The sequence below is a fragment of the Teichococcus aestuarii genome (assembly GCF_003116135.1).
Classification (GTDB): Bacteria; Pseudomonadota; Alphaproteobacteria; order Acetobacterales; family Acetobacteraceae; genus Pseudoroseomonas; species Pseudoroseomonas aestuarii.
In genome coordinates, this window is record NZ_PDOA01000007.1 from 20,522 (window position 1) to 31,459 (window position 10,938).

Below are 10,938 nucleotides of genomic sequence, written 5' to 3' on the forward strand. Positions count from 1 at the left end.
GGCTCCGGCCACGAGCCGCCCCTACCCTTCCCTCTTCCTGCGGCCCGATCCGGGAGGCTTCCTGCGGGCGTGGAATTCCGCGACGAGGCGGTCCGTCTCCGCCTGGGTCGGAGGGGGCAGCGTCCTCTTGACCGGGCCGGGAGGCGCCCCGGCGCCGGGCGGGCCTTTGAAAAGCTGTTCCGGAATCTCCGCAAGGAAGCGGGAAGGCTTGGCTGCCCAGTCCCGCCTGTGCCGCACCCAACTCAGCCACAGGCTGCGCCGGGCCCGCGTCAGGCCGACATAGAAAAGACGGCGCTCCTCTGCGAGGCTGCCCTGCGCCTCCGCCCGGTAGCTGGGAAAAACGCCGTCCTCCAGGCCGGGCATCAGCACATGGTCGAATTCAAGGCCCTTCGCGCGGTGCAGCGTCATCACCGGCACGACGTCGGCCTGCAGGTCGGCATCCGCCGCCTCTCCCAGCGCCGTGGCCTCGCAATAGGCGGCGGGGCTGCCAAAGCGGCTGGCGGCGCTGAAGGCCGCCTCCCAGGCCGCCAGATGCGCCTGCCCCGCTTCCCGCAGCCCGGCGGCCAGCCCGGCCCGCTCGGCGGCCAGTTGCAGCGCATCCTCCGGCGGCAGGCGGCGCCTGTGGATGTCCGCGGCAAGTGCCCGCGCCTGATCGGCGACTGCCCGCAGCCGCAGGCGGTCCTCGTCGGAGCCGGGCAGGTCCTCCGCCGCGGCGGCCAGGGCCAGGCCGGTCTCCGCGGCATGCTGGCGGAGCTGCGCGAACAGCCGCCCGGAGATCCCTCTGGGCGGATGGGCGCAGGCCCGGCGGAAGGCATCATCGGCGGCGGCGTTCCAGCCATGCCCGTCATGGCTCATGGCCAGCTGGAGCCAGGCCTGGGCGGCCAGGATATCGCGGGGCACTTCCGGCTCCCGCTCCGAGACGCGGCGGAACGGCATTCCTGCCTCGGCCAGGGCCGCCAGGATAGGCTCCGCCAGAAATCCCGCACGCAGCAGGACCGCGCATTCCCTCCAGGGAAGACCCTCCTCCCCCGCGCGCAGCGCCTGAAGATGCTTCACCACCGCCCGGCCTTCCTGCTCCGGCGTCTCCGCCTCGCGCAGCAGCAGGGGCGTGCCCCAGTCCGCATCGGGCCGGGCCGGCCGCAGAGTCTTGCGCAGCGCCTGCGGGTCGCGCGCCGCGACGGCATTCGCCGCCAGCAGGATGGCACGGGCGGAACGGTAGTTGATCTCCAGCCGGATGGTCTCCCCCGCCCCCGGATACTGGCGGCGGAAGCGGCGGATCTGCGACACATCGGCGCCCCGCCAGCCATAGATGGACTGGGTGTCGTCGCCCACGGCGAAGACCCTTCCCTGTTCCCCCGCCAGAAGGCGTATCAGCCGGTGCTGGGCCAGGTTGGTGTCCTGGTACTCGTCGACCAGCAGCTCCGACCATCTCGTTCCCCAGCGCTGCGCCAGGGCGCGGTCCGCCTGCATGGCCTCGACGGGGCGGGTGATCAGGTCGTCGAAATCCAGCGCCGCGCGGCGGTCCAGTTCCGCGCGATAGGCGGGGAGCAGGGCCTGCGCCTGCCGCAGGGTCTCCGCCTCGAAGCGGGCGAAGGCAGGACCCTGCGGGCAGGCATCCCGTGCGCCGAGAAGGGATCCCTTCAGCAGCGACACCGCATCCTGCAGCGCCATTCCCTCGCGCGCATCCTTCAGCCCGGCGAGCGCCATCAGCACGGCCCGTGCATCGGACTGCCCCAGGATGGCGAAGCCGCGCGGCAGGCCGGGCACCTGCGACGCCTCTTCGGTCATCAGCCGGGCCATGACGGCATGGAAGGTGCCGACCCAGCGGGGCACCCTCCCCGCCCCCAGCCGCGCGGCCAGCCTGGCCCGCATCTCTCCCGCCGCCTTGGTGGTGAAGGTGATGCAGAGCAGGCGTTCGGGTGCCTCGCCACGCCGGAGGATCAGATCGGCAACCCGCCGGGTCAGGGTCTCGGTCTTGCCGGAGCCGGCGCCCGCCAGGACGAGTTGCGGCGCCGTGGCCATGGCGGCCGCGGCCTGCGCCTCGTTCAGGCCGGCCAGGTGAGACAGGGTCTCCGTCATGCGCGGACAGGATCCAGGAACGGCGGCCGCGCCGCCCGATCGACGCGCAGCCCGGCCTCGGCTATCGAGGAAAACAAGGCTTCCTCCGGAATGCGGAGATAACGGATCAGAAGTTGCGCATACAATCCCAGGAACCGGGCACCATGGCCATCCGACTGGCCGTCATGCGTGGCGCTCAGGGCATGGGCCAGTTCATGCAGAAGGACCCAGTCCGGCACGGATTCGGGAAGCCGCAGCCGCATCCGGTCGGCATCCGCCAGGCGCCGGCGCGCCTGGGCGGGCAGAGGCTCGACCCTGGGAGGATATCGCAGCCCCAGATCCGCCCAGATCGCCTCGACCATGCGCGCGGCCTGCGCGAAGCCGACCGCCCCGCCGCCGAAAGGCGCGACGAAGCGGTCCTCCCAGGCATAGACGCGGGCGCGCTGCGTATCCCTGGCGCGGCTCATGGCAGTACGTCGCGCGTCCTTCCGCCGACCGGCCGGTTCAGGTTGATCCGGTCTCCCGCGGCATAGCCCTGGCGGTAGGCGCCATTGGCCCGGATCCCCGCCCGGCGCGTGGCGACGAGCCGTATGGTGGTCTCCCGAAAGGCGTCCTCCACCACCCGGTGCTTGACGATCATCAACGCGGTGCTGTCGCTGCGCTGGGCGGCCACTTCGGCCTCGCGCGCCGCCAGCATCGCTTCCAGCCGTTCGGCGATCCGCCCGGCCATGCCCTGCTGGTAGCTGACGGAGGCCTGACGCAGCGGCACGCCGCGCAGGGCGGGATGGGCGTGGCGGAAGTGCTCCAGCTCCGTCTGCATACCCCGCTCGATCACCGCGAACAGGTAAGTGGCCAGGGCCACGTCACTCTCGAAGCCGAAGAAGACATAGCGCGCCCCATCCTCGTCGCGGCTCAGCCAGACCTTGCAACCGCAGAACCGCGCCACGGCCGGGACGCAGCCATCGATGGGCCGTCTCTGCCGCCCCGCCAAAGGCACCTCGGCCTGTACGCAGCGCGCCTGCCGGACCTCGATCTCGTCCATGCTCAGCGCGTAGCGTTCGAGCAGCCTCCCGGCCATCTCGGCGGCGGCCATCGCCTCTGCCTCGGTGCAGCCATTGGACACCGTCTTTTCGGTCAGGGCCTTGATGCGTGCCTTTACACGGGTGAGTTCATCGCGTTGCATCATGGCCCAGCTCCTTCGCAGCGGCGCTCTATACCATGGGTCCGGCGGGATGGCAGGGCGGCGGAATTGGATGCATCCAATGGGCCTTCTGGCCGATGTTGGATGCATCCAATGCCATAGGGGCTTCCACAAGCCACCATAGGCCATTAAGGAGAAAAAGACGGATTCAAAGGTAGTGCGATGGATCAGGCCGCCAGGTTCCGCCACGTCGCCGAGGTGTTGCGTACCGCGCAGCGCATGGCCATCGAGGTGGAGAATGCCCCGGACAAGCGCAAGCGGCTGCGGCGTTTCTCGACCCAGGAGGTGGCTGCACTGCTGGGCGTGACGCCTCGGCAGTTGCGGCAGGCCAGCGGCCTGAAGCCGGCGGGCAAGGGGATCGCGCCACGGGCCCGCGTGGATTTCGCCGAGATCATGGCGGCGCGCGCGGCACTTTATGAAAGCACCGGGCAGTTGTCCTTCCTGCCTCGACGTGACGCAGCGAAAGGCGAGGAACTGGCGGCCATAGCCTTCACCAACTTCAAGGGTGGCTCCGCCAAGACCACCAGCAGCGTGCACTTCGCGCAGTACATGGCACTTGCGGGCTACCGTATCCTGCTGATCGATCTGGACAGCCAGGGCAGTACCACGGCGCAGTTCGGGATGGACCCGGCGGAGGAGGTGGGGCTTGGCAACAGCTTTGCCGGCTGGGTGGCGCGGCAGCATGTTCCACTCTCCGCCAAGGCCCTCTGCCAGCCGACCTACTGGCCCAATATCGACCTCGTCCCCGCGGGTGCGGCCCTGTCGGAGGCGGAGGAGATGCTGGCACGCCGGGCAGCCAGCGGTGAAGCGGAGGAAACCCTTTATTTCGAGGAGTTGTCCGCCTTCCTGGCAGAGGTTGCCGGCGACTATGATGTGGCGGTCATCGACACACGGCCGGACGTCAACATGCTGATGACCACCGCCCTGCACGCGGCGACCGGGATCGTGGTGCCAAGCCGCGCCACCATGACCGACTTGGCATCGACGGGGGAGTTCTTCGCCCACCTCGCCGGCTACACCACCGCCTTTCAGGAGGCTTTCGGCCACGGGCTGAAGCTGGCCTTCAACCGCATCCTGGTGACTGCCTATGATCCGACCGACCGCAGCCAGGAAGCCTTGCTGAACCTGCTGCGCGAGCGCTTCACCGACATGGTGCTGCCGGATCCCTTCCTGCATTCGCGCATCATGGGGACCGCCGGCTTCGGCAAGGAAACCCTCTACGAGTACGAGCCCAGCACGGACCGGGCCGCCTACAACCGTGTCCTGGCCAGCGCCAACAGCGTCAGCCGCGCGATCGAGCGGGACGTCTGGCGGGCCTGGGGCCGCGACGCGATGGTGAAGGAGACGCAACCATGAAGCCCCCCGCCTCCCGCTTCGGCACCCTGGCCCAGGCTGTCCGCGACCGGACCGCAATGACCGACGCCGCGTCCGGCCGCCCTGCGGCGCCGGAAGGGGCCGGGGTGCACAGGCCTGCCGCGGCGCTGAACCTCGCGGCCGAGGGCCTGCGGGAGCGGGTGGTGCGGCTGGAGGCCGAGCTGGCCAAGGCCAGCACCGCCAATGCCGGGCTGGAGCGTGCGCTCGCCCATGCCCGTGATGCGGCCGGCAGGGCAGGGGACTCGGCCGACGAGTTCCTCTTCCTGGACCCTTCCGTGATCGCCGATCCCCTGCCGCGCGACAGGCTGCCAGGTGCCTTCGAAGGACCGGAGTTCACGGCGCTTCTGGAGGACATCCGCCACAACGGCCAGAACGACGCCATCACCGTCCGCCGCCAGCCGGAGGGGCGCTACGAGATCGCCGCCGGCCGCCGGAGGCTGGAAGCCTGCCGCCGCCTGGGCCTTTCCGTCCTCGCCCGCATCCGTGCCCTTGACGATGCGGCGATGCTGCGGGTGCAGTTCTCGGAGAACGAGCGGCGCGAGGACATCTCGGCGCTGGAGCGTGCCCGCTGGTTCGCCGAGGTCCGCGCCCGGCTCGAGGGGCCGGGCCGGGAGCTTGCGGCGCAGTTCGGCCTCGATCCCTCGACGCTCAGCCTCTACCTCCGGCTCTCGCGCTTTCCCGCCGAGATCATCGAGCGGCTGGAGGAGCCACGGCGCCTGGCCGTGCTGCGGGCCCGCCGGGTGATGGAAGCCGTCGAGGCCAGCCCGGACGCGCTGGCACGCATTCTGGAGGCCCTCGACGCTTATCGGCGCCAGGCGCAATCCGCCTTCGACCCGGATGAGCAGATCGCGGTGTTGATGCGGGCCGCCGAGGGGCGCGGCAGCCGCCAGCCGGCGGCGCAGCCCGAGCCGCCCGAACGCCGCCATATCGTCCATGAGGGCCGCCGCATCGGAACCCTGACCCGCAATGGCGGGCAATGGGTGTTCCGCTTCGCCACCTCGCTGACCGATGAGACGGTGCACGCCATGGCGGATCGCCTGCCGGAACTGGCGGCAGGGCTGCAGAAGCCGCGCCGCTCGGGCGGCTAGGGCAGACGGGGCGGGCTGCCTGTGATCCTTCCCAGCGGCGGGGGGGCGGCAGGGTGTGATCCCTGCAAGCCGCTCAGTGATGGATCGGGGGAGGGGAGGGCTCCAGCAGCAATCCCCGGTCGCTCACGCGCACCTTGGCGTTCTTGTAGGCGGACAATGCCAGGTGCAGGGGTCCCTCGAACTGCGTCTTGAAGTTCTTGAGCGCGCCCACCTTGGAGCCGAACTGCCGCCACAGCCTGTCCCAGCCGATCGGCGTTTCCTTCTGCAGGGAGTGCAGCCGGTAGGCCAGCCAGAGATAGATGTCGATCGCCAGCGGCGAGGTGGTCAGGTCCCGCACCGCGGCGCGGTCCACCAGCACCGGGTGCCGCCGCAACTCGTCGAAGAAGGCCTGGGAGAGAACCACGCGCTCCACGAGCCTGGCCGTCTTCTTGGAGCGTGGATCGGGCTCGCCCACATAGCTGAAGGCATCGACGAGGCGCTGGTTGACGATGACGCCCTTCTTGTCGTTGCCGAAGCTGAAGTCGACGGTGCAGCTCGCGAGGCGCTCCAGCTGCTCGGCCACCTTGCCGTTGCTCGGCCCGCCGCGGTTGATCCCGAGCCGGGCCACCACGGCGCTGGCCGAGCGCCCCATGTGGATCTCCCGGCTGCCACGCTCCAGCGCCTCGGTCTGCCAGTCGATCAGCAGGAGCCGCGCATAGCTGCCGAAGGGCACGCCGACATATTCCTGGCTGTTGTCGTCGCGCAGCCGCACGCCGGGGCGGACCAGGAGCCGGGCGAAATCGGTCTCGATCAGCCAGTTCTGGTCCCGGGGCTGGTCCCGGTGCGGCAGGCCGGCCAGGCACCATGCGGAGTAGCTGTAGCCGATCTCGCTGGTGCCCTCGAATTCGCGCACGATGGCGGAGGAGGCGGTGTCGGCGATCTGCCGCCCCATACGCCCGGCCAGCGCCTTCGGCAGGCTGGGCGGGCGCGGCTCGAGGATGGCTGTCTGGGCTGCCTTCACGGCTCCTTTGGCCCCCTTGGCCGCGACAATCCGGTGCACGCTGTTGTTAGGCCCGAACAGGTCTCCCTGCTCGACGCTGCTGCCCGGCTTGTCATCTGGCTCGACCATGCGCCGCACCCTGCAACGCCGTTTCTCGTCCGTCGATGTGAACCTTGCCATCCAGCCCCGTCACGGGTCCTTCCCAGGTCTGTGAACCTTGCCAGCCCAGAGCAAGCCTAGGGGTAGAGGAGAGATTGTTATTGAAGAAGGGCTGGCAGGGTTCACGTGGATAACTCCACAACTCTCTGTAAAAAGACGATAAATCGGGAAATCCGGGTTCTGGCAAGGTTCACATCCCGGGCTTCCCGGCGCCTCCCGGCCGGCTGGCAAAGTTCACAAGAGACCCCTGGCCGCCCGCTTTGCGCCGGCTGGCAAAGTTCACACCGGGCACGCGAATCGGTGGAGGGAGGCAGAGCCCCTCGGCTGGCAAGGTTCACATATGCCGGCCGCGCCTCTGCCTCGCGCACCGCCGGCTTGAGCGTGGGCGTGGGGACAGCCCTGCACAGATTTCATTGCTGTGACAGGAGGCAACGGTATAGACGAGTATGACCGAGTGGCACCCCGGAGCATGGCCGATGTCGAGCAGCCTCGCGCTGAAGCTGGATGAGGAGACCCGCAGGCGACTGCAGGCGCTCGGCCAGTTGCGTGACCGCTCGCCGCACTGGCTGATGAAGAAGGCCGTGCTCGAGTATCTCGACCGCGAGGAAAGCTACGAGCAGGAGAAGCAGGAGGATCTGGCGCGCTGGGAACAGTACCGCCTGGCCGGGCGCGGCGTGCCGCACGCCTCGGTGCGGGAGTGGCTGGACAGCTTCGGAACGGAGAGCGGGCGACCTCGCCCTGAGTGAGCGCCGGACCACGACATGGCTGTCCTGACCTGGCTGCCGGAGGCGGTCGGCGCTCTTGAGCGCCTTCTTCTCCTTCTGCACGAGAGAAATCCCGAGGCGGCGCGGCGTGCCGCCCAGGCTGTCGCCCGCGCCGCGGACCGCCTGGCCGAAGGCGCCATCGGCCGCCCCCTGGCCGATGGCACGGGCCGGCGGGAGCTGGTGGTGCCTTTCGCCGGAACGGCATTCGGGCTGCGCTACCAGCTGGGGGAGGCGGGAACGGTGGTCATCCTTCGGGTCTGGCACGGCCAAGAGGAGCGCGCATGAGCAGCTCGGCTTCGGGGCGGTTGAAGCCCTTGGCGGCGGGCCGGCGGCACCCCTGGCATGCCACCGCATCGCCGCCTTGCAGGCGGCGGGGGTTTTGGGAGCGGGAACGGCTCCCTAGATGAGGCAGGCGTCTGGCGGAGCGGACGCCCAGCTTTCCTTATGATCTCGCCCTCTAAAGTCGCGCCGCCGCGCGGCGGCGGGCTATGGCCTGCGGGCCGGCAGGCCCGGGACACTCCGGCGAGACACGATACGAGATGGGGCCTTCCCTGGTCCCCCAGCACGAACGAGACAGGTGAATCGATGGACGGGATGTTTACCTACGGCGCGGCGGATCAGGGTGACGCGGAGAATGGCGCGGAACTCAAGGCACGGGCGGGCACCTATGGGGACATCCTGGCCCGGGAAGGGCAGGAGGCGGAACGGGTTGTGCCTGTGCTGACCAATGGCCGCGGCTGGCGTGCCGAATTCGGGGAGGAGTTCGACAGCCCCGAGACGATCGACGTGCGCAGCGATGCGGCGGAGGACGAGCCGGCGGAGGATGAGGAGCGCTCGCCCGACGCCGAGGAGGCGCGCGAGGAGCCGAGCGAGGAGGCCGCGGAGGGCGGGAACGTCAACGAGGCGAGCCTCTCCCGCTCCGACGACCCGGTGCGGATGTTCCTGCGCGAGATGAGCGGCACCGAGCTGCTGACGCGCGACGAGGAGATCGCCCTCGCCCAGCGCATCGAGGCCGGGCGCGACGCCATGCTGGCCGGGCTGTGCGAGAACCCGATGACCTTCCGCCACATCGCCGCCTGGAAGGCCGCGCTGGAGGCAGGCGAGATGCCGCTGCGCGAGGTGGTGGAGCTCGAGGCCATGGCGGCCGACGCCGCGCCGCTGCCGGAGCTCGAGGAAGGCGAGGAGAGCGAGGCCGCGCCGCACGCCACGCTCGACGAGAAGATGAAGCCCGAGGTGCTGGCCGCCTTCAACGCCGCCCTCGATGCGCATGCGCGGCTCTGCGCGCTCGGCATCGGCAGCGCCGCCGCCAAGGCGGAGCGGGTGGAGATGGTGGGGCTGTTCGGCGCGCTGCGCCTGCGTCCCGCGCGCCTCGACCTGCTGGTGGGCGAGGTGCGGGAGGTGAGCCGCCGCCTGATGGCGCTGGACGGCAAGGCGGTGCGCCTGGCGCTGGCCACCCGGCTGGACCGCGATCTCGTGCTCGGCGTCTGGAATGGCACCGAGGCGGGGGCGGCGGCGCTGCTGGAAGCGGCGCAGAAGCTGCGCACCAGCTCCGCCAAGCGCGAGGTGGCGCTGCGCGAGCTGCGCGAGGGCCTGCCCGAGATCCGCGCCGCCATCGGCAAGCTGGAGGCGGAGAGCGGCCTGGCGGTGCTGGAGCTGCGCCGTGTCTGTGCCGAGGTCGGCCGGGGCGAGCGCGACATGCGCAAGGCGAAGGAGGAGCTGACGCGCGCCAACCTGCGCCTCGTCGTGCACATCGCCAAGCGCTACCGCAACCGCGGCCTGATGTTCGGCGACCTGATCCAGGAGGGCAACATCGGCCTGATGCGCGCGGTGGACAAGTTCGACTGGCGCCGCGGCTTCAAGTTCGCCACCTACGCCACCTGGTGGGTGCGGCAGGCCATCACCCGCTCGCTGGCCGACCAGGCGCGCACCATCCGCGTGCCGGTGCACATGACGGAGACGGTGGGCAAGGTTGCGCGGATGAGCCGCCGCTTCGCCCAGAAGGCCGGCCGCGAGCCGACGCCGGAGGAGCTGGCGGGCGAACTGGGCATGTCGGTGGACAAGGTGCGCGCCGTGCAGCGCCTGGCGCGCGAGCCGGTGAGCCTCGAGAACCCGATCGGCGAGGATGATGACGGCCGCCTCGGCGACTTCATCGAGGACGAGAACGCGGTGATCCCCTTCGAGGCCGCCGCGCGCTCCTCGATGCGGGATGCCACCATGCGCATCCTCTCCGACCTGACGCCGCGCGAGGAGCGCATCCTGCGCATGCGCTTCGGCATCGGCGGCGAGAACGACCACACGCTGGAGGAGGTCGGCAAGACCTTCAACGTGACCCGCGAGCGCATCCGCCAGATCGAGGCGAAGGCGCTGAAGAAGCTGCAGGTCTCGAAGCGCGGCAAGTCGCTGCGCAGCTTCCTGGCCTGATAGGCCGGGCCTGAGCGTCGCCAGAGGCCGGGGGAAGCAACGCCCCCGGCTTTTTTCGTGCCCGCTCAGACGATCGCGGTCTCGACCGTGCCCGCATTGCGGAAGCTGGCGCGGACCCGGGTGCCGGGCTTCACCAGCAGCAGGCCGGTGCAACTGCCGGTGGTGACCACCATGCCGGCCTTCAGCCCGCCGAGGCCGAGCGTGCCCTCATTGGCCAGCCATTGCAGCAGCCGGGTGGGCTCGCCCGCCGTGTTGCCGCCGACATGCTCCACCGCCACCTCGTCGTTGAAGGTCAGCCGCACGGGCTCGTTCGGCGGGTCGATGTGGCGCCAGGATTCCAGCGCGGGGCCGACCACCAGCGCGCCGTGGTTGACCTGGTCCGCCACATGGCTCAGCGCGTCGGTGCAGTTGAGCGCGGTGAAGCGGGTGTCCACGATCTCGATGGTGGGGTGCAGGCTGGCCACCGCCGCCATCACCTCCTCCCGGCTGTAGGGCGTCTCGCGCGGGGGCAGGTCGGCGCCCAGCCGGAAGCCGATCTCCGCCTCGATGCCGGTGATGTTGAAATCGGCCGCGGCGAAGGGCGTGCTGTCGAAGCGCAGATTGCTGGCGTAGAGCGGCGCGCCGCTTGGCGTGGCCTGCGGCGTGGCGGCGCCGACCTTCCAGCCGCCGACCGGCCCCAGCGCCTCCGCCACCAGCGCCTGGATCGCCACGGCCTCCTCCTGCGTGGCGGGCCGGGCGCCCTCGGGCAGCGCGGCCAGCCAGCGGCGGCTGCGGCGTGCCTCCAGCAGGGCGGCTGCGGCGGCGGCAAGGTCTGTGGCCATGAGCGAAATCTCCGGAATGTTATGCCCTATCCTGCCGCGCCCACGCCGCAGGGTCGAGGGGAGCCGGTTGGCG

At 70.3% G+C, this 10,938-nt stretch carries 10 protein-coding genes; 5 read left to right on the forward strand and 5 right to left on the reverse strand.

The window, feature by feature from the left end; genetic code table 11:
* Positions 1–21 precede the first annotated feature (21 nt).
* Genes CR165_RS11940 through CR165_RS11950 form a run of 3 tightly spaced genes read right to left on the reverse strand, consistent with a single transcriptional unit; the run spans position 22 to position 3,244 of the window.
* Positions 22–2,079 (reverse strand): ATP-dependent helicase, encoded by a 2,058-nt coding sequence (locus tag CR165_RS11940; protein WP_109517223.1) that lies wholly within the window; start codon positions 2,077–2,079, stop codon positions 22–24.
* A complete protein-coding gene (locus CR165_RS11945; protein WP_109517224.1) occupies positions 2,076–2,525 on the reverse strand; it encodes a hypothetical protein in 450 nt (149 codons plus the stop codon). The genes CR165_RS11940 and CR165_RS11945 overlap by 4 nt, the downstream gene beginning before the upstream one ends.
* Positions 2,522–3,244 (reverse strand): DUF7168 domain-containing protein, encoded by a 723-nt coding sequence (locus CR165_RS11950; protein ID WP_109517225.1) that lies wholly within the window; start codon positions 3,242–3,244, stop codon positions 2,522–2,524. The genes CR165_RS11945 and CR165_RS11950 overlap by 4 nt, the downstream gene beginning before the upstream one ends.
* Before the next feature lie 177 nt (positions 3,245–3,421).
* On the opposite strand from CR165_RS11950, the gene CR165_RS11955 reads away from it, so the two are divergent.
* Positions 3,422–4,615, forward strand: a complete 1,194-nt coding sequence (locus tag CR165_RS11955; protein ID WP_109517226.1) for an AAA family ATPase — start codon at positions 3,422–3,424, stop codon at positions 4,613–4,615.
* Complete coding sequence (locus CR165_RS11960; RefSeq protein WP_109517227.1) at positions 4,612–5,721, forward strand: ParB/RepB/Spo0J family partition protein; 1,110 nt, start codon at positions 4,612–4,614, stop codon at positions 5,719–5,721. Before CR165_RS11955 ends, CR165_RS11960 begins: the two co-directional genes overlap by 4 nt.
* 73 nt (positions 5,722–5,794) lie before the next feature.
* Here the strand turns inward: CR165_RS11960 and CR165_RS11965 are convergent, their stop codons facing one another.
* Positions 5,795–6,829 (reverse strand): replication protein RepA, encoded by a 1,035-nt coding sequence (locus CR165_RS11965; protein ID WP_109517228.1) that lies wholly within the window; start codon positions 6,827–6,829, stop codon positions 5,795–5,797.
* Between the two features lie 506 nt (positions 6,830–7,335).
* On the opposite strand from CR165_RS11965, the gene CR165_RS11970 reads away from it, so the two are divergent.
* The 3 genes from CR165_RS11970 (at position 7,336) to rpoD (ending at position 10,044) form a co-directional block, all read left to right on the forward strand.
* Entirely contained in the window at positions 7,336–7,605 is a 270-nt protein-coding gene (locus CR165_RS11970; RefSeq protein ID WP_109517229.1) for a CopG family ribbon-helix-helix protein, read from the forward strand.
* Between the two features lie 15 nt (positions 7,606–7,620).
* Positions 7,621–7,908: a type II toxin-antitoxin system RelE/ParE family toxin gene (locus CR165_RS11975; protein WP_109517230.1), complete on the forward strand. Its 288-nt coding sequence runs from the start codon at positions 7,621–7,623 to the stop codon at positions 7,906–7,908.
* Positions 7,909–8,208: 300 nt separating this feature from the next.
* The gene (rpoD, locus tag CR165_RS11980) at positions 8,209–10,044 is read left to right on the forward strand and encodes an RNA polymerase sigma factor RpoD (RefSeq protein ID WP_109517231.1); all 1,836 of its coding nucleotides are present in this window, start codon (positions 8,209–8,211) and stop codon (positions 10,042–10,044) included.
* Between the two features lie 65 nt (positions 10,045–10,109).
* Here rpoD and CR165_RS11985 read toward each other — a convergent pair whose 3' ends face one another.
* On the reverse strand, positions 10,110–10,865 hold the full coding sequence (locus CR165_RS11985) for a 2-keto-4-pentenoate hydratase (RefSeq protein WP_109517232.1): 756 nt from the start codon (positions 10,863–10,865) through the stop codon (positions 10,110–10,112).
* Positions 10,866–10,938: the final 73 nt, after the last annotated feature.

Coding starts and splice junctions, on each gene's coding strand:
- CR165_RS11940 (WP_109517223.1), bottom strand. CDS start 2,079: ATGACGGAGACCCTGTCTCACCTGGCCGGCCTGAACGAGGCGCAGGCC.
- CR165_RS11945 (WP_109517224.1), bottom strand. CDS start 2,525: ATGAGCCGCGCCAGGGATACGCAGCGCGCCCGCGTCTATGCCTGGGAG.
- CR165_RS11950 (WP_109517225.1), bottom strand. CDS start 3,244: ATGATGCAACGCGATGAACTCACCCGTGTAAAGGCACGCATCAAGGCC.
- CR165_RS11955 (WP_109517226.1), top strand. CDS start 3,422: ATGGATCAGGCCGCCAGGTTCCGCCACGTCGCCGAGGTGTTGCGTACC.
- CR165_RS11960 (WP_109517227.1), top strand. CDS start 4,612: ATGAAGCCCCCCGCCTCCCGCTTCGGCACCCTGGCCCAGGCTGTCCGC.
- CR165_RS11965 (WP_109517228.1), bottom strand. CDS start 6,829: ATGGTCGAGCCAGATGACAAGCCGGGCAGCAGCGTCGAGCAGGGAGAC.
- CR165_RS11970 (WP_109517229.1), top strand. CDS start 7,336: ATGTCGAGCAGCCTCGCGCTGAAGCTGGATGAGGAGACCCGCAGGCGA.
- CR165_RS11975 (WP_109517230.1), top strand. CDS start 7,621: ATGGCTGTCCTGACCTGGCTGCCGGAGGCGGTCGGCGCTCTTGAGCGC.
- rpoD (WP_109517231.1), top strand. CDS start 8,209: ATGGACGGGATGTTTACCTACGGCGCGGCGGATCAGGGTGACGCGGAG.
- CR165_RS11985 (WP_109517232.1), bottom strand. CDS start 10,865: ATGGCCACAGACCTTGCCGCCGCCGCAGCCGCCCTGCTGGAGGCACGC.